Origin of the sequence: Oerskovia rustica, assembly GCF_014836555.1 — a bacterium.
Lineage (GTDB): Bacteria > Actinomycetota > Actinomycetes > Actinomycetales > Cellulomonadaceae > Oerskovia > Oerskovia rustica.
Genome location: NZ_JACSQQ010000015.1, coordinates 63892 through 81408 on the forward strand (window position 1 = coordinate 63892; position 17517 = coordinate 81408).

The following is a 17517-nucleotide window of genomic DNA, read 5'->3' on the forward strand; positions in this document are numbered from 1 at the left end:
GTCGAGCACGTACTGGGCGCGGAGGAGATGTGGTCCCCCTTGCTGGGTCAAGTATCGCACAGCCGACGTCGATCAGATGGGCATCTACAGGTCCGCCGCCCGTGTCGTCCAGAGGACCAAGGTCCCGACTCGGACCTTGTGAAGGTTCTCACAAACTGTCGTTTCCCGAGAGTTTTGGCGCCTGCTCCCCTCGCCGATGGTGCAGATTGGTCATAGCGTCGGCAGTAGGAACGCTGACCCTGCCCTGAGACAACCCCTCAGAACCCCCGGCAGCCCCCAGGAACCCCCCAGGAGCGTTTGTGGACGTCCTCGATCTCGCGAGGTGGCAGTTCGCCATCACGACCGTCTACCACTTCATCTTCGTGCCGTTGACGATCGGGCTCGCTCCTCTCGTCGCCATCATGCAGACCGCATGGGTGCGCACGGGGAACGAGCGGTGGCTCAAGCTCACCAAGTTCTTCGGCAAGCTCCTCCTCATCAACTTCGCGATCGGCGTCGTGACGGGGATCGTCCAGGAGTTCCAGTTCGGTATGAACTGGAGCGAGTACTCGCGCTTCGTCGGGGACGTCTTCGGTGCTCCGCTCGCCATGGAGGCGCTCGCCGCCTTCTTCATCGAGTCGACGTTCCTCGGGCTGTGGATCTTCGGCTGGGACCGCCTGTCCAAGAAGGTGCACCTCGCGTGCATCTGGGCCGTCGCGATCGCCGTGAACCTCTCGGCGTTCTTCATCCTCGCGGCCAACTCGTGGATGCAGCACCCCGTCGGGACCATCTACAACCCCGAGACCGGGCGTGCCGAGATGAACGACATCGGCGCCGTGCTCACCAACAACACGCTGTGGGCGGCGTTCCCGCACACCATCACCGCGGCCTTCCTCACCGCGGGCACGTTCGTCGCCGGCATCGCCGCCTGGTGGATGGTGCGCCTCGTGCGCACCAAGAAGGCCGAGAACATCGACCTCGCGCGCAACGTCTACCGCCCGGCCATCACGCTCGGCGTCATCGCGATGATCGTCGGCGGGCTCGGCGTCGCGGTCAGCGGCGACTTCCAGGCCAAGCTCATGTTCCAGCAGCAGCCCATGAAGATGGCCGCGGCCGAGGCCCTGTGCGAGAGCTCGCCCGACGGCGCACCGTTCTCGATCCTCGCGATCGGCGACCTGTCCGACTCGTGCGAGGGCGTCAACCACATCCTCGAGATCCCCGGCATGACGTCGTTCCTCGCCAAGGGCAGCTTCACCGCCCCGCTCCCAGGTGTCGACGAGGTCCAGCAGAGCATGACCGAGCGCTACGGCGACCTCACCGCGGCCGGCGAGCCCGTCAACTACTCCCCCAACCTGGGGCTGACGTACTGGAGCTTCCGCCTCATGATCGGCTTCGCGGTCGGGTCGATCGTCCTTTCGGCCATGGCGCTGTGGCTGACCCGCAAGGGACGCGTGACCGACAACAAGTGGTTCGCCCGCGTCGGGATCTGGGCCATCCCCATGCCGTTCATCGCGTCGTCGTTCGGCTGGATCTTCACCGAGACCGGGCGCCAGCCCTGGGTCGTCGCCCCCAACCCCTCGGGGATCGACTCGATCCGCCTGCTCACCGAGCGTGGCGTGTCGACCGTGGTGAGCCCCGGCGTCGTCCTGACCTCGATGATCGTCTTCACGCTGGTCTACGGGGCCCTCGCGGTCGTCTGGTTCAAGCTCATCCACCGCTACTCGGTCGAGGGCGTGCCCGAGATCGTGCACGACGACTCCCCCGAGGCGCGCGCCAAGGGCGACCCCGACGCCCCGGACTCGACCGACGAGTCCGACCGCCCCCTGTCCTTCGCGTACTGACGCGCTCTGACGGCTCAAGGAGACCCAGTACTCATGGAACTCACCATTCTCTGGTTCGTGCTCATCGCGATCCTGTGGATCGGCTACCTGGTCCTCGAAGGCTTCGACTTCGGCGTGGGCATGCTCCTGCCGATCCTGTCCCGCAGCAAGGACAAGGCGAAGAAGGACACCGAGCGTCGGCTCATCATCAACACGATCGGCCCGGTGTGGGACGGCAACGAGGTCTGGCTCATCACCGCGGGTGGTGCGACCTTCGCGGCCTTCCCCGAGTGGTACGCCACGCTGTTCTCCGGGTTCTACATCCCGCTCTTCCTGATCCTGCTCGCGCTCATCGTGCGCGGTGTCGCGTTCGAGTACCGCGGCAAGATCAACGACGACCGCTGGCGCGCACGCTGCGACCAGGCCATCGTCTTCGGCTCGTGGATCCCCGCGATCCTGTGGGGCGTCGCGTTCGCCAACCTGGTCCGCGGCGTCGAGCTCGACGCGGCCCACCAGTACGTCGGCGGCTTCTGGGCCCTGCTCAGCCCGTTCGCGCTGCTCGGCGGCCTCACGACCGTGCTGCTCTTCCTCATGCACGGTGCCGTGTTCATCGCCCTCAAGACGGACGGCGAGGTCCGGGTCAAGGCCCGCCGCCTGGCCGGCTGGTTCTCGATCGCCTCGGTGTTCGTGGCCGGCGGCTGGGCCGTGTGGGCCCAGGTCGCCTACTCGGTGCCGTGGACGTGGGCCGTGGTCGTCGTCGCGGCCGTCTCCCTGGTGGGTGTCGTGCTCGCCAACGCCAAGGCCCGCGAGGGCTGGGCGTTCCTGTTCTCCGCGCTCGCGATCCTCTCCGCGACCGTGCTGATCTTCGGGTCCATGTACCCCGACGTGATGCCGGCGCTCGACCCCGCGAACTCGCTGACCATCGACAACGCGTCCTCGACGCAGTACACGTTGACCGTCATGACGTGGGTCGCCGTGTTCCTGGTGCCGCTCGTGCTGGTCTACCAGTCGTGGACGTACTGGGTGTTCCGCCGTCGCCTGTCGACCAAGGACATCCCGCCGCCCATCGGTCTCTCGCTCAGGAAGCTCAAGGACTCCGCGTTCGGCGGGCCGTCCTCGGGCGGCGCCAAGAACCTGGACCTGACCCCCGCCACGGGTGAGCGGGACCCGGGGACGGACGCGGCGGCGTCGAGCAGCACGAACGACGGCACCGGCAGCACGTCCGCGTGAAGCCTCTCGATCCACGGCTCCTGCGCCAGGCGCGGGCGGCTCGCGGGTACGTCGTGCTCACGGCGGTGCTCGGCCTCGTCACGGCCGGGCTCGTCGTGGCGCAGGCGCTGCTCATCGCGAGCGTCCTCGCCCCCGCGATCCAGGGCAGCCTCACGCTGCCCGACGTCGCCACCCCTCTGTCGTGGCTCGCCGCGGTCGTGGTGGTGCGTGCCGGGGTCGCGTGGGCGCAGGAACGGTTCGCGCTCAAGGCCGCGACCAGGACGGTCGCGGAGCTCCGCGAGCAGGTCGTCAGCCATGCGGTGGCCCTCGGGCCCCGCTGGCTGGCGACCGGCCGCGGACCGGCCGTCGCGACGCTCGCGACGCGCGGGCTCGACGACCTCGAGCCCTACATGGTCCGCTACCTGCCCCAGCTCCTGCTCGCGGCGACCGTCACGCCCGCGACCCTGGCCGTGGTGCTGGGCCTCGACTGGATCTCCGCGCTCATCATCGCGGTCACGATCCCCCTCGTCCCGCTCTTCATGATCCTCGTCGGGCAGCTCACGGCCGGGACGTCCGAGCGACGGCTCCAGGTCATGCAGCGGCTCGGGTCGCAGGTCCTCGACCTGCTGGCCGGGCTCCCGACCCTGCGCGCGTTCGGTCGCGAGCACGGCCCCGAGAAGCGCGTCCGGGCGCTCGGCGACGCGAACCGCCGCGCCACCATGGGCACGCTGCGCGTCGCGTTCCTGTCGGGCATGGTCCTCGAGCTGCTCACGACGCTGTCGGTCGCGCTCGTCGCGGTCGGCATCGGGCTGCGGCTCGTGTACGGCGAGGTCGGGCTCGAGCCTGCGCTCGCCGTCCTGGTCCTGGCGCCCGAGGTCTACCTGCCGCTGCGCCAGGTCGGCATGCACTTCCACGCCTCGACCGACGGCATCGCGGCGGCCAACCAGGCGTTCGAGGTGCTCGACGAGCCGGTGCCGCCCGTCGGGACCACCCCCGCCCCGGCCCTCGCCGGCGCACGCATCACGTTCGACGGCGTCAGCGTGCGCGCGGGAGAGCGCGACGTGCTGGCCCCGGCCGCGCTGACGACGGCGTTCGGCGCCCGGGCGGCGGCGACCGACGCCTCCGGGACCGGTGCGACGCCGTCGGGCACCGTGGTCGCCCTGACCGGGCCCAGCGGGTCCGGCAAGACCACCACGGCCCTGGTGCTCCTGGGCCTGCTGGCCCCCGACGCCGGGCGCGTCCTGGTCACCCCGCGCGACGGCGAGCCCGTCGACCTCGCGGACGTCGACCCGACCACCTGGTGGCCGCAGGTCGCCTGGGTGCCGCAGCGCCCCACGCTCACCCCGGGGACCGTGCGCGACGTCGTGCTCGACGGTCGCGAGGTCCCCGACGCCGACCTCGCCGCCGCCGCGCGCCTGTCCGGGCTGGACGCCGTGCTCGACGTCCTGCCCGACGGCTGGCACACGGTGATCGGGCAGGGAGGCGTGGGCCTCAGCGTGGGTCAGCGCCAGCGCGTAGCCCTCACGGCCGCGCTCCTCGGGGACCCGGCCCGTGTCCCGCTCGTCGTGCTCGACGAGCCCACGGCCCACCTGGACGCGCGCGGCGAGCAGGCCGTGCTCGACGCCGTCCGCACGTGGCGCGACCAGGGACGCACGGTCGTCGTGGTGGCGCACCGCACGAGCCTCGTCGAGCTCGCCGACCAGGTCGTGACGGTGGCCTCGGCACCGCTCCCGCCCGCCGCGGGCACCGAGCCCGCCCCTTCCGTGCCGGACGCGTCGACCGCGTCCGCCTCCTCGTCAGGAGCCGTCGCATGAGCGACCTCGACCAGGTACCCGGCGAGCCCGTCGCCGCCGGGTCCACCGCGCGGGTCGGCACCGCCGACGATCGCACCGGTACCGACCCGCTGTGGCGCGCGGTCCGGCTCCTCGACGTGAGCTGGGGACGTGCCGCGAAGGCGATCGGCCTGGGCTCGCTGGCCCTCGCGAGCTCGGTCGGCCTCGCGGCCGTCGCGGCCTGGCTCATCGCGCGCGCCTCGCAGATGCCGCCCGTGCTCCAGCTGTCCGTGGCGACCGTGGCCGTACGCGCGTTCGGCATCTCGCGCGGCGTGTTCCGCTACCTCGAGCGCCTGGCCTCGCACGACGTCGCCCTGCGCGGCATGGCCTCGCTCCGCGCGAACGTGTACACCTCGCTCGCCTCCGGACGTACAGCGGCCGTGGCGGGGGTGCGACGCGGTGACCTGCTCGCCCGTGTCGGCGCAGACGTCGACGCCGTGGGCGACGTCGTCGTGCGCGCGATCATCCCCGCCGGCGTCGCGCTCGTCGTGTCCGCGGGATCGGTGATCCTCGTCGGGGCCTTCCTGCCCTCGGCCGGCCTCGCCCTGCTCGCGTGCCTGCTCCTCGCGGGCGTCCTCGGCCCGTGGCTCTCGGCCCGCGCCGCTCGGCGCACCGAGGAACGGGGCGCCGCCGCGCGCGCCGAGATGACCTCGACCGTGCTCGAGACCCTCGAGGGCGCGGGCCCCCTGACCGTCTCGGGCCGCCTCGCGCAGCGCGTGGACTCGCTGCGTCGCACCGACCGCGAGCTCGCGGCGGTCACCGACTCGGGAGCCAGGACGTCGGGCACGGCCGCGGCCGTCAACAACGCCGCGATCGGCCTCGCCGTGCTCGCCGCGCTGCTCCTCGGGATCCCTGCGGTCGCCGCGGGCACGCTGACCCCGGTCGAGCTCGCCGTCGTCGTCCTCACGCCCCTCGCGGTGTTCGAGGCAGCGGGCGTGCTGCCCGCCGCCGCGGTGCAGATGCACCGCTCGCGCCAGGCCGCGCGACGCATCATGGAGCTGCTCGACGCCGCCGCTACCGATGTGTCAGAACCGCCGAGCACCAGAGGGCACGCCTGGTCCGACAGGTCGGAAGTCGTCGTGACCCGCGCGGCGTGCGGCTGGGACGGCCGCGCGGCCGTCACCGGGGTCGGCCTGCTGGTGCGCCCCGGGCGCTCGGTCGCGGTCGTCGGCCCCTCGGGCGTCGGCAAGACGACCCTGCTCATGACGACCGCCGGTCTCATCCCCCCGGTCGCGGGGAGCGTGTCCCTCGACGACGCGCCCATCGCGACCTTCCCGCCCGACGACGTCGCGCACCAGGTCGTCTTCGTCGCCGAGGACGGGCACGTCTTCGACACCACGGTGCTCGAGAACCTGCGCGTCGCCCGGGGCGACGTGACGCCGGACGAGGCGTCGGCCGCCCTGGTCGACGTCGGGCTCGACGAGTGGCTCTCAGGACTGCCCGACGGGGTCGAGACGACCCTCGGCCCCGACGCGACGACCATCTCCGGCGGGGAGCGTCGTCGGCTGCTCGTGGCGCGCGCACTGCTCGCCCCCGCTCCCCTGCTGCTCGTCGACGAGCCCGCCGAGCATCTCGACCCGGCGACGGCCGACGAGCTGCTCACCCACCTCGTGGCGACCAGCCGCACGGGCGGGCGCGGGATCGTGGTCGCGACGCACCGCCTGTCGGCCCTCGCCGCGGTCGACGAGGTGCTGCTCCTGGGACGGCCCGCCGACGCGTCTCCCGACGCGCCGGCGACCGTGCTGGCCCGTGGCACGCACGCCGAGCTGCTCGCGCACGACGAGGGCTACCGGTGGGCGCTCGCGCAGGAGACCGCGAGCGTCTGACCTGGCGGCGCGTACGACGCCACCACGAGTCGGCTCAGCCCGGCGACCGCAGGCTCGCCAGGCGGCTCACGACCGGGTCCCGCCACTCCGCGAGGTCCTCGGGCCCGTTCTCTGCCCAGAGCTCGTGGAGCTCGGACGTGTCGCTGCCCTCGACCGCGCGCTCGAGCGTCGTCAGGACCCATGCGTGCTGCTGGTCGGTCAACGACGCGGCGAACGCGACGGCGTCGACCCCCTCGAGGTGATCGTCCGCAGGCCGCAGGCCGCGGGCCACGGCGAGCACCTCCGCGACCGCGATCGCGGCCTGCGCGTCGTCGACCTCGAGGTAGTCCTCGTCGAGATACCCGCTGAAGTCCTCGATCCCGAAGTTCCCTGCGTGCAGTGCCGCGAGCAGGTCGCCGGCGCCGTCGTTCTCGAACGGACCTGAGCCCCACGTCCCCATGTCTTCTTCTCCGTCTCCGCGGGCTGCTCCGCCCGTCGGGACGACCCTACGGGGATCCGGTGACACGGGCCCGCGCGGCGCGGCTCAGCCTCGGGACGCCCCCAGTCGTGACAGGAAGAGCGCCTCACCGACCGCGAGCTGCTCGATCTCGCTGGGCGCGACCGACTCGTTGGGCGCGTGGATGAGGCACGCGGGCTCCTCGACGCCGAGCAGCACGATCTGCGCGTCGGGGTAGCCAGAAGCGAGCACGTTGCACAGCGGGATCGACCCGCCCTGGCCGGCCGTCACGGTCTCCTTGCCGAACGCGTCCGCCAGGGCGCGCGAGAGCGTGTCGAAGACCGGGCCGTCGGTGCGCGCCTGGAACGGCTGTCCGACGGCGTCGCGCACCGTCGTGACCCTGACCCCCCAGGGCGCGTGGTTCTCCAGGTGGGCCACGAGCTTGTCCTGGAGGTCTCGCGCGTCCGCGCCGGGCGGGATGCGCAGGTTGAGACGGGCGGCCGCGCGCGGCTGGATCGCGGCGGCCGAGCCGACGACGTTCGGAGCGTCGATGCCCAGGATCGTCACCGCCGGACGCGCCCAGAGCTGGTCGGAGACGCGCCCCGACCCGAGGAGTCGCGTGCCGTCGAGCATGCCGGCGTCGCTGCGGAACTGGTCGGGGTCGTAGTCGACGCCGGGCCAGGTCGCGTCGGCGATCTCGGACGGGACGCCGTCGATGGTGGTGTTGCCCTGGTCGTCGCGCAACGAGGACAGGAGGTGGACGAGGGCCGCCAGCGCGTCGGGGGCCGCTCCCCCGAACATGCCCGAGTGGATCTCGCCCTCGAGCGCCTCGACCGTCACGACCACGTTGGCCGCGCCACGCAGGGACACGGTGAGCGTCGGCAGGCCCAGGGTCGCGTTGCCCGTGTCCGCGACGAGGATCGCGTCCGCCGAGAGCTCTCCCGGGTGGGCCTCGACGTACTGGTCGAGTCCCGCGGTGCCCTGCTCCTCGGAGCCCTCGATGACGATGCGGATGCCGACCGGGTAGTCGTCACCGCCGAGCGCTCGCAGGGCGCGCAGCGCCGTGAGGTGCGTGACGATGTTGCCCTTGCAGTCCGCGGAACCCCGCCCGTAGAGGCGCCCGTCCCGCTCCGTCAGCTCGAACGGGGGCGTGCGCCACGCCGCGTCGTCGAGCGGCGGCTGCACGTCGTAGTGCGAGTAGAGCAGGACGGTCGGCGCCCCGGGCGGCCCGGGGCGGTGGCCCAGGACCACGTGCGAGCCGTCGGGGGTCTCCTCCAGGTGCGCGTCGTCGATCCCCTCGGCACGGAAGGCGTCGGCGACCCAGTGGGCTGCGCGCTCGCAGTTCTCCTTCGGGAACAGCCGTTCGTCGGCGACCGACGGGATCGCGACGAGGGTCCGCAGGTCGTCGAGCGCTCGAGGCAGCAGCGACGCCACCTGCGCCTTCACGGGGGCGAGATCTTCCGGTGTGCTGCTCACGAGTCCTCCTGGTGCGTCGTGCTGCTGTCGAGATTGAGCGAGTCGACGTAGGCGTCGAACTCGTCGAGCTGCTCGGGGCAGTACACCTCGACCACGAGGCGGTCCCCGGCGAGCCGTCGCTCGTCGACGAGCGACGGTCTGCTGCCCGGACCGGTGGCCCCGTTCGTGGACCCGAGGTTGGCCGTCGCCTTCACCAGTGCGGCCGGGTCGGTGCAGAACCCGCCGCCGTCGGCACCGAGGACCGCGACGATCTGGTCCTCGTCGAACGCCGTGATGCCGATCGCCTCGAACTCGGCGTGGAGCTCGGCGGCCCGCTGCTCGGCCAGCTCGCGGTCCTGCGCGGCGTGGTAGTTGTTGTAGAGCACGGCCATGAGGACTCCGACGGCGACCGCGAGGAGCGCTGCGGCGGTGTAGAGGATCCAGCGCCGGGGGTCACCCGGTTCGTCCTCGTGCTGCGGCAGGCCGTCAGGGCCCTCGGTGGTGGACGTCGCGGTCATGTCACGCCTCCTTCGGTCCGTCGGCCGGGGCGTCGACGAGCGGTTCCTCCGGCCCCCCGACGTTGTCCGGGTTCTTCCACCCCGGCTTGCGCAGGAAGTAGAAGAGCGCGGGCACCAGGATCCCGACGACGCCCAGCCCGCCACCGACGATCAGCAGGTACACCCCGCCGCTGCCGCTCGAGAACTGCGCGGGCGGCACGAAGCCGATGATCATCGCCGCGACCGACGCCAGGAAGCCGACCGTGCACAGCAGCGTGAGCGCCGGCGCGCGATACCCGCGGGGGTGGTCGGGCTGGTTCCGCCGCAAGCGGACGGCCGCGACGAAGAGCAGCAGGTACATGATCAGGTACACCTGCGTGGTGATGACCGACAGGATCCAGTAGGAGCTCGAGACGTCCGGGATGAACGCGTAGAGGAGCGCGATGGCGGTCGTCACGAGCCCCTGCGAGACCAGGATGTTCTGCTGGACGCCGTGCTTGTTGAGCTTCTGCAGGAACGGCGGCAGGTAACCCTCCTCGCGCGCGACCGTCAGCAGCCCCTTCGAGGGGCCCGCGAGCCAGGTGAGCATGCCGCCGAGCGAGGCCGCGATGAGCATGAGGCCCAGGATCGGCGTCAGCCAGCTCACCCCGAAGTTGGCGAAGAACGCGTCGAAGGCCTGCATGACACCGGCCGTCAGGCTGAGCTGGTCGGCCGGGATGACCCAGCTGATCGCGAGCGCCGGGAGGATGAAGATCAGCAGGACCAGGCCGATCGCGAGGAACATCGAGCGCGGGAACTCCTTGGCGGGCTTGCGCAGGCTCGTCACGTGCACCGCGTTCATCTCCATGCCCGCGTAGGACAGGAAGTTGTTGACCACGAGCACGAGCGACGCGATCCCGGTCCACTGCGGCAGCAGGTGCGAGGCGTCCATGGGAGCGGCCGAGGCGTTGCCCTGCCCGAGGAACACGAGCCCCAGGACCACGAGCAGCGCGCCGGGGACCAGCGTCCCGATGATGAGCCCGAAGCTGGACAGGCCCGCGACGGTCTTGGTGCCCTGCGACGACACCCAGACCCCGGTCCAGAACAGCACGACGATGACGATCGCGACGTACAGGCCGTTGCTCGCGAGCGACGGGTTGATGACGTAGGCGAACGTGCTCGCCACGTACCCGAGCAGGCTCGGGTAGTAGAAGATCGTCATCGCGAACTGGCACCAGATCGCGAGGAACCCCGCGGGCTTCGAGATGCCGTCGGCGACCCAGCGGTACACGCCTCCCGACCAGCCGGACGCGAGCTCGGCGGACACGAGCGAGGTGGGCAGGAGGAAGACGATCGCCGGGACGATGTACAGGAACACCGCCGCCAGCCCGTACACGGCCATGGTCGGCGCGGCACGCAGGCTCGCGACCGACGACGTGATCATGAACGCGAGCATGAGCCAGGTGATGTAGTTCTTGGGCGTCCTGGCGGTGATCGCCGCGCGCATCTCCTCCCGCGTGGGCGGCGCCCCGCGGGACCCCGGCGCGGCCGTCGAGGTCGCCCCCGTCTCGCCCGACTCCGCTGTGGATGAGGTCATCGTTCCTCCGTGCCGCCAAGACCCCCTGGACGGGCGGGTCGCCGTGAACCGCTGGGACGTGCCAGACGTTGCGAACATATCGCCAGGGACCGGTTTGCGCTCCCGGAACGCCGGGCGGTCCGCGCGGCCCTCGCCCGCCAGGTCGGACGACGTGTCGGCGCTGGTAGCGTCGGCGTGTCCACCGCGCCGGGTCCGGGCCGGGCTGCGCCGGCCGTCCGCTCGACCACCGCCCGACTGCCGCCCGTCGCACCTTCCCTCGTCTGGAGCCACGCGTGAAGATCCTCGTCCCCCACACGATCACCCTCGACCTCACCTCGGGGGCGGCCCCGGCGGGCCGGGACCGCTCGGAGACTCCGGACAAGGTCGTCCTGTACGACGCTTCCGCTCCCCTGCCCCCGGAGCACCGCGACGCCGAGGTCCTCGTCGCGTGGGCCAACTCCCCCGAGAACCTGGCCGACGCCGCAGCCCACCTCCCCCGGCTCCGCTGGGTGCAGACGCTCGCCGCCGGACCGGACGCGATCCTCGCGGCGGGCTTCGCTCCCGAGGTGGTCGTGACCAACGGCCGGTCGCTGCACGACGGCCCCGTGGCCGAGCACGCCCTCGCGCTCACGCTGGCCGCGGTCCGCGACCTCGACCGCCTCGGGGCCGCTCAGCGCGAGCACTGCTGGGACTCCGCGACGGTCGACTGGCAGGCCGATCCCGCGACGAGCCGACACTTCACGCTGCACGGCGCGCGCGTGACGATCTGGGGGTTCGGGTCGATCGCCGCCAGGCTCGCGCCCCTCTACGCGGCACTGGGGGCGCACGTCACAGGGGTCGCGAGCACGGCAGGCGAACGGCACGGCTTCCCGGTCGTGACCGACGAGGACCTGCCGCGGGTCCTCGCCACGACCGACGTCCTGGTCTCCCTGCTGCCGGCCGTCCCGGCCACCCGCCACGCGTTCGACGCCGCGCGCATCGACGCGCTCCCGGACCACGCGGTCTTCGTCAACGTGGGCCGGGGTGCCACGGTCGACGAGGAAGCCCTCGTCGCCGCGCTGCGCGAGGGCCGGCTGGGCTGCGCGGCCCTGGACGTGACGGAGACCGAACCGCTCCCGTCCGACTCCCCGCTCTGGGACACCCCACGCACGATCATCACGCCGCACGTCGCTGGCGGGCGTCCCCAGGGAGCGTCAGCGCTGGTCCGGGAGAACGTGGAGAACCTGCGCGCGGGCCGCCCGCTGCGCAACGTAGTCCCGCGCGGCTGAGCGCCGCCCCACGGGCACCTACCAGCGAGCGTTCCGCGGCACCTTCTGGCAGACGGGGCACGTGTACGACGACCGGTTCATGAACTCGTCGCGCCGCACGAGCGCACCGCAGCGGGTGCAGGCCTCGCCCTCGCGGCCGTACACCGCGAGCGAGCGGGAGAAGTAGCCGGACTGGCCGTTGACGTTGACGTAGAGCTCGTCGAAGCTGGTGCCGCCCTGGGCGAGGGCTTCGCGCATGACCTCCTCGGCCGCGTCGAGCACGCGGTGCGCCTCGGCCAGGCGCAGGGTGTCGGTGGGGCGCGCGTAGTGCAGGCCGGCGCGCCACAGCGCCTCGTCGGCGTAGATGTTGCCCACGCCGGACACGAGGCGCTGGTCGAGCAGGGCTCGCTTGATCCCGGTCCGACGACGGCGGATCGCCCTCGCGAGGTCGTCGCGCCGCAGCGCGGGGTCGAGCAGGTCGCGCGCGATGTGGGCGGCGGGCTCGGGGATCTCCGCGAGAGCCGAGCCCCAGCCACCGGGGCCATCGTCGGGGGTGGGCGCGAGGTCCGTGACCGACAGGTGCCCGAACGTGCGCTGGTCCACGAAGTCGAGGGTCCGCGGCGTCCCGGGCTCCCCGGGGAGCGCGGACAGCTCGAGCCGGACACGCAGGTGCGGCACCTTGTCGACCGCGGCCGTCCCCGAACGGACCAGGAGCTGGCCACTCATGCCCAGGTGCGCCATGAGCGCGGTGACGTGATCGCCCGCGGGCGCTGCGCCGTCGGGCAGAGGGCTGCGAACCGAGGCGTGGGCGGGCTCCTGCGACAGGAGGAGCCACAGGTACTTGCCGCGGCGGACCGCGGCGCCCACGCGCTGGCCGACGAGCTGGCCGCGGAAGCTCTCGGGGCCGCCCTCGTGGCGGCGGACCGAGTAGTCGCGCAGGACCTCGACGCCGGTGACGACCCGGCCCGTGACGTGGCGGGCCAGGCCGTCACGGACGGTCTCGACCTCGGGGAGCTCAGGCAACGGTCCCGTGCGCCCCGTCGATCGGCTCGCCCGGGTCGGCCGCGGAGGCCGCAGGCACGGCCGCCGCGGGTAGCGGAAGCTCGATGATCGCCCGGTAGGCCATCTCGGCGGCGTCCTGCTCCGCGTACTTCTTGGCCGAGCCGCTCCCCGTGCCGTACACGACGCCGTCGAGCGAGACCTCGGACGTGAAGGTGCGGGCGTGGTCCGGACCGTCGCCCTGGCTCGCGTACGCGGGGGCACCGAGGTTCCGCGCGGCAGCCGCCTCCTGGAGGGAGGTCTTCCAGTCGAGCCCCGCACCCAGGTCCGCGGCGACGGCGAGCGTCGGGTCCACGAGACGGTGCACCAGGTCGCGCGCGACCTCGAGGCCATGGCTGAGGTAGGTCGCGCCGATGAGGGCCTCGACGGTGTCCGACAGGATCGAGTCCTTGTCGTTCCCGCGCGTGCGCACCTCGCCCTTGCCGAGCAGGATGTACCCGCCGAGCCCCAGGGTGCGCGCGATCGCGGCGAGGGACTTCTGCGAGACCGTGGCGGCGCGCATCTTGGCGAGCTCGCCCTCGGGGAGGTCAGGGTGGCGGCGGTACAGCGCCTCGGTCACGACCAGGCCCAGGACCGCGTCGCCGAGGAACTCGAGGCGCTCGTTGGTCGGGATCCCGCCGTGCTCGTGCGCGAAGGAACGGTGCGTCAGTGCAAGCACGAGAAGCTCGGGATCCAGGTGGATCCCGAGCCTCTCGAGAAGACCGGCGGCCGCGGGGGCGTCCGGCGTCACGCTATTCAGCCTGCGTGCTCGGTGCGCAGCGCCTCGACGTACTGACGGCTCTTGTAGGTGCCGCAGGTCGGGCACGCAGCGTGCGACAGCTTGTCGCCCTTGCACTGCGGGCAGGTCGTGAGGTTCGCGGCGGTGGTCTTCCACTGCGAACGACGCGCACGGGTGTTGCTGCGCGACATCTTGCGCTTCGGAACAGCCACGGCTAGCTCTCTTTCGTCTCGTCGGACACGCTCGGATCCTCGAGCATGCTCTGTAGTGCCGACCACCGGGGATCGACAATGTCGTGCGAGTGATCAGGATCCTCAGCCAGACGTGCTCCGCACTCGGAGCACAGGCCCTGGCAATCGGGCTGACACAACGGTCTGAATGGTAGTGCAGTGACGACGGAATCCCGAAGCGCGGGCTCGAGATCGATCAGGTCGCCCTCGAGCTCGTACACCTCGTCCTCGTCGTCACCGGACTCTGCCGCGGCCTTCGCACGCTCGGGATACACGAACAGCTCCTGGACGTCCGCGACGACGTCAGCCGTCACCGGTTCCAGGCACCGCACGCACTCCCCGACCGCCTGGGCCTGGGCAGTCCCCGTCACCAGCACACCGTCCATCACCGATTCGAGCCGGACGTCCAGCTCGAGGTCGGTGCCTTCAGGGATGCCGATCACGACGGTTCCGAGGTCGGCCGGAGCCTTGACCGAGCGAGTCACCTCACGCATCGATCCGGGACGCCGACCGAGCTCGTACGTGTCGAGCACAAGAGGCGAGCGCGAGTCGAGAGTGATGGGTTCCTCCACAGGGTTTCGGCGACCCGAGCGGGCCACCGGTGTTCAAGGTCACAGCACGCACGCCTGCCCCGCGAGAACTCGGGGGATGGACGAGCGTCCTCGGTCCCAGTCGATGACAGGCAGGACCAACGGACTATCTTACGGCATCGCGGAACTGCCGTCGAACCTCGCGAACTGCCCACCGCGCCGCTCGGGTCCGCGCAGCGTGTGCGGGGAGGCGCGGGCGAGGACCGGGCGAGCCCGACCCGCCCCTCGGTGCAAGCGTCAGGCCCCGTCCGCCTGCCCCTGGTAGTCGCCGATGCGCTGCGCGAGCTTGGCGCGCCCCGCGTGCACCTGCGCCATGATCTTGCCGAGGTCCACCTCGAACTCCGCGAGGCGACGGTCGCAGTAGTCGTCGGCGTCGACGCGCAGCTCCGCGGCGGTCCGCTCGGCCTCCTCGACGATCGCTCGGGCGCGGGACTCGGCCTGGACCGCTACCTGCTCCTTCTGGACCAGCTCGATCGCCCGGGCGCGCGCCGTGTTGAGGATGTCCTCTGCCTGCCGGTTCGCGTCCTCCAGGACGGCGTTGGCCTCGGCCAGGACCTCGTCCGCGTGCGCGAGCTGCTCGGGCAGCGCCTGGCGCATCTCGTCGACGAGGGCAAGAGCGTCGGCCTTGTGCACGAGGACCGAGGACGACATGGGCATCGCCCGGGCGTTCTCGACGAGCAGGGCCAGGTCGTCGAGGATCACGTGGAGACCGGCCTCGGTCTGCGCCTCGTCCTCGGTCTGCCCGAGCGGGTGGTCGTTCATCGGCCTGTTCCTTCCGTGGTGGGGGGCGCCTGCGCCGACCCGTCGGCGCGGGCGGCGCGGTCTGCGAGCGCCTGGCGCACGAGGTCCCCGACGCCCGCGGGCACCAGGTCGTCGACGGGACCGCCGAAGCGGGCCACGTCCTTGACGAGCGAGGACGCGACGTGGGCGAGGGCGGGGTCGCCCGGGACGAACACCGTCTCGACGCCCACGAGATGACGGTTCATGAGGGCCATGGGCAGCTCGGCGTCGAAGTCCGCACCGCCCCGCAGCCCCTTGACGACGGCCGCCGCGCCGGCGTCCCGGCAGAAGTCCACGAGGAGGCCGGGCACGATCTCGACGCGGACGTCCTCGAGCCCCGGGCTCACGGCGAGCGCCGCGCGGGCGATCTCGACGCGCTGCTCGGCGCTCAGCAGCGCTGACTTGGAGGAGTTGCGGGCGACCCCCAGGATCACCTCGTCGAACAGCGACCGCGCTCGGCGGACGATGTCGAGGTGGCCGAGGGTGAGGGGGTCGAACGACCCCGGGCAGACGGCGATGGTCACCTCGCCACGGTAGTACACGCCCGCCGGGAATCCGGGCAGGTCAGGGCTGTCGGGCGACCCGCGGAGCGCCAGCACGGCGCCGGGGCGGCAGCCCGGCCGGGGACGCCCGACCGTCCTGCGCGCACGCCACGAGCGCGGCAGGATGGGGGCCATGCCTCCCGTGTCCGGCCCCGTCGTCGTCCCCCTGCGTTCCGTCGAGCAGCTCACGCAGCTCTACCGGGACGTGCTGAGCCCGTCGTTCCCGCCTGCCGAGCTGGTCTCGCTCGACTCGTTCCTCGCGGACCACGCGGCGGGGCACCTGGAGTCGTTGGGCGTCGTCGAGGTGCCCGACGGCGCCACTCCCCCGGCCGGTCCGGCCGCGGCGGGCACGAGGTCGGGTGAGGCGGGCACCGGGCTGGCCGGGGCGAGCACCGCCTCGGACGGCCTCGGCGAGGAGAGCACCTCGACGGGCGGGACCGGCACGGTGCCGACCGGTCGCGTGGTGGCGGGCGTCGTCGGGTCCTGGTCGGCCGAGGCGCGCGTCCTGCTGGTGCAGTACCTGGCGATCGCCCCGGGGCGCCGCGGAGGTGGCATCGGTGCCGCACTGCTCGGGGCCGCGGTCGCCGCGTGGCTGAAGGACCTGCACCCGGTCATGGTGCTCGGCGAGGTCGAGCACCCGCGGTTCCATGCCGCGAGCGAGGCGCACGGCGACCCCGAGGCTCGGCTGCGGTTCTACGCCCGCCACGGTGGGCGCGTGCTCGCGGTGCCGTACTTCCAGCCCGGCAACGAGCCGGGGGCTGAGCGGGTCCCGGCACTGCTGCTCATGACGCTCGCGACCGAGGACCCGGAGGCGGCGAGCGTACCCGCCGCGCCCCTGCGCGCGTTCCTGCGGGAGTACTTCGAGGCCAGCGAGGGATCCTTGGCCAACGACGCACCGACCCGCGCCCTGCTCGACGCGGTGTCGGGCGACCGGGTCGCGCTGCTCGGCGTGGACGAGCTGGACCACGTGCCCGTGGGGCTGCTCGACGGGTCGTCGCTGCGCGCGCCGGCGGGCTGACGCCGTCCGGCCCCCCGCCGTCCGCCCGCGAGACGGGAGGTTCGGTCCCAGACGGGAGCCTTCGCCCGTTGCGGGGAGACCCGTCTCGGACCGAACCACCCGCACCCCGGCACCCGTCTCGCGCGGGTCTCAGGACGCGTCGGCCTGCGGCTCCTCGGCCGTCGCGGGGCCCGCGTAGTACACCGCGGTCTCGCCGTAGTCCTTGCGGGCGAGCAGCTCCCACCCGGACGGCCACGTCGGTTCGGGGCTGCGTGTAGACCGCTCGACCACGACGACCGCGTCCTCGACGAGCGCCGAGGTCTGCGCGAGCTGGCGCAGGAGCTCGGCGACGACGGCCTCCGACACGTCGTAGGGCGGGTCGATGAAGACGACGTCCCACGTGGTCGACGGAGGCGACTGCACGAACTTCTCGGCCTTGTCCTGGACGACCTGCACGTTCGTCAGGCCGAGGGTCTTCACGTTGGCCCGGCAGACCTCTGCCGCGACCCGGGCCGCGTCCACGAGCACGACTCGCTGCGCGCCGCGCGAGGCCGCCTCGAGCCCCAGGGCGCCGGACCCCGCGTACAGGTCCAGGACGTAGGCGCCGTCGAGGACCCCGTAGTGCTCGAGCCGCGAGAAGATCGCCTCGCGTACCCGGTCGCTCGTGGGCCGCGTCCCCTTGGGGGGCACCTGCAGGCTGCGTCCACCGACCGTCCCGGCCACGATCCTCGTCATGCGGACAGCC

General features: G+C 72.3%; 17 protein-coding genes. 6 read left to right on the forward strand and 11 right to left on the reverse strand.

Going from position 1 to position 17517, the window contains the following annotated elements:
• Positions 1–299: 299 nt before the first annotated feature.
• Genes H9652_RS10545 through cydC form a run of 4 tightly spaced genes read left to right on the forward strand, consistent with a single transcriptional unit; the run spans position 300 to position 6666 of the window.
• Positions 300–1820 (forward strand): cytochrome ubiquinol oxidase subunit I, encoded by a 1521-nt coding sequence (locus H9652_RS10545; protein WP_191796194.1) that lies wholly within the window; start codon positions 300–302, stop codon positions 1818–1820.
• Between the two features lie 33 nt (positions 1821–1853).
• Positions 1854–3029 (forward strand): cytochrome d ubiquinol oxidase subunit II, encoded by a 1176-nt coding sequence (gene cydB / locus H9652_RS10550; protein ID WP_191796195.1) that lies wholly within the window; start codon positions 1854–1856, stop codon positions 3027–3029.
• Positions 3026–4822, forward strand: a complete 1797-nt coding sequence (gene cydD / locus H9652_RS10555) for a thiol reductant ABC exporter subunit CydD (protein WP_191796196.1) — start codon at positions 3026–3028, stop codon at positions 4820–4822. Before cydB ends, cydD begins: the two co-directional genes overlap by 4 nt.
• Positions 4819–6666: a thiol reductant ABC exporter subunit CydC gene (gene cydC / locus H9652_RS10560; protein WP_191796197.1), complete on the forward strand. Its 1848-nt coding sequence runs from the start codon at positions 4819–4821 to the stop codon at positions 6664–6666. The genes cydD and cydC overlap by 4 nt, the downstream gene beginning before the upstream one ends.
• Positions 6667–6700: 34 nt before the next feature.
• Here cydC and H9652_RS10565 read toward each other — a convergent pair whose 3' ends face one another.
• From H9652_RS10565 to H9652_RS10580, 4 genes are all read right to left on the reverse strand, one after another.
• On the reverse strand, positions 6701–7105 hold the full coding sequence (locus tag H9652_RS10565; protein WP_191796198.1) for a DUF4259 domain-containing protein: 405 nt from the start codon (positions 7103–7105) through the stop codon (positions 6701–6703).
• Positions 7106–7189: 84 nt separating this feature from the next.
• Complete coding sequence (locus H9652_RS10570; RefSeq protein ID WP_318244104.1) at positions 7190–8578, reverse strand: dipeptidase; 1389 nt, start codon at positions 8576–8578, stop codon at positions 7190–7192.
• A complete protein-coding gene (locus tag H9652_RS10575; protein ID WP_191796199.1) occupies positions 8575–9075 on the reverse strand; it encodes a hypothetical protein in 501 nt (166 codons plus the stop codon). Before H9652_RS10575 ends, H9652_RS10570 begins: the two co-directional genes overlap by 4 nt.
• A gap of 1 nt (position 9076) precedes the next feature.
• Positions 9077–10630, reverse strand: coding sequence for an APC family permease (locus H9652_RS10580; protein ID WP_225228052.1), 1554 nt, complete (start codon positions 10628–10630; stop codon positions 9077–9079).
• Between the two features lie 272 nt (positions 10631–10902).
• Between H9652_RS10580 and H9652_RS10585 the strand changes: the two genes are divergently transcribed.
• Positions 10903–11877, forward strand: a complete 975-nt coding sequence (locus H9652_RS10585) for a phosphoglycerate dehydrogenase (protein WP_191796200.1) — start codon at positions 10903–10905, stop codon at positions 11875–11877.
• Positions 11878–11895: 18 nt separating this feature from the next.
• On the opposite strand, the gene mutM is transcribed toward H9652_RS10585, so the two are convergent.
• From mutM to coaD, 6 genes are all read right to left on the reverse strand, one after another.
• Entirely contained in the window at positions 11896–12879 is a 984-nt protein-coding gene (mutM, locus tag H9652_RS10590; protein WP_191796201.1) for a bifunctional DNA-formamidopyrimidine glycosylase/DNA-(apurinic or apyrimidinic site) lyase, read from the reverse strand.
• Complete coding sequence (gene rnc / locus H9652_RS10595) at positions 12872–13645, reverse strand: ribonuclease III (protein ID WP_318244105.1); 774 nt, start codon at positions 13643–13645, stop codon at positions 12872–12874. Before rnc ends, mutM begins: the two co-directional genes overlap by 8 nt.
• A gap of 5 nt (positions 13646–13650) precedes the next feature.
• Complete coding sequence (rpmF, locus tag H9652_RS10600; RefSeq protein WP_030150858.1) at positions 13651–13845, reverse strand: 50S ribosomal protein L32; 195 nt, start codon at positions 13843–13845, stop codon at positions 13651–13653.
• A gap of 2 nt (positions 13846–13847) precedes the next feature.
• The gene (locus H9652_RS10605) at positions 13848–14435 is read right to left on the reverse strand and encodes a YceD family protein (protein WP_318244106.1); all 588 of its coding nucleotides are present in this window, start codon (positions 14433–14435) and stop codon (positions 13848–13850) included.
• 255 nt (positions 14436–14690) lie between these two features.
• Entirely contained in the window at positions 14691–15215 is a 525-nt protein-coding gene (locus H9652_RS10610; protein WP_191796203.1) for an ATP synthase subunit B family protein, read from the reverse strand.
• Positions 15212–15757, reverse strand: a complete 546-nt coding sequence (coaD, locus tag H9652_RS10615; protein ID WP_191796240.1) for a pantetheine-phosphate adenylyltransferase — start codon at positions 15755–15757, stop codon at positions 15212–15214. Before coaD ends, H9652_RS10610 begins: the two co-directional genes overlap by 4 nt.
• 151 nt (positions 15758–15908) lie before the next feature.
• Here coaD and H9652_RS10620 point away from each other — a divergent pair, with 151 nt between their 5' ends.
• The gene (locus H9652_RS10620) at positions 15909–16793 is read left to right on the forward strand and encodes a hypothetical protein (protein WP_191796204.1); all 885 of its coding nucleotides are present in this window, start codon (positions 15909–15911) and stop codon (positions 16791–16793) included.
• Positions 16794–16922: 129 nt separating this feature from the next.
• On the opposite strand, the gene rsmD is transcribed toward H9652_RS10620, so the two are convergent.
• The gene (rsmD, locus tag H9652_RS10625) at positions 16923–17507 is read right to left on the reverse strand and encodes a 16S rRNA (guanine(966)-N(2))-methyltransferase RsmD (RefSeq protein WP_191796205.1); all 585 of its coding nucleotides are present in this window, start codon (positions 17505–17507) and stop codon (positions 16923–16925) included.
• Positions 17508–17517 lie beyond the last annotated feature (10 nt).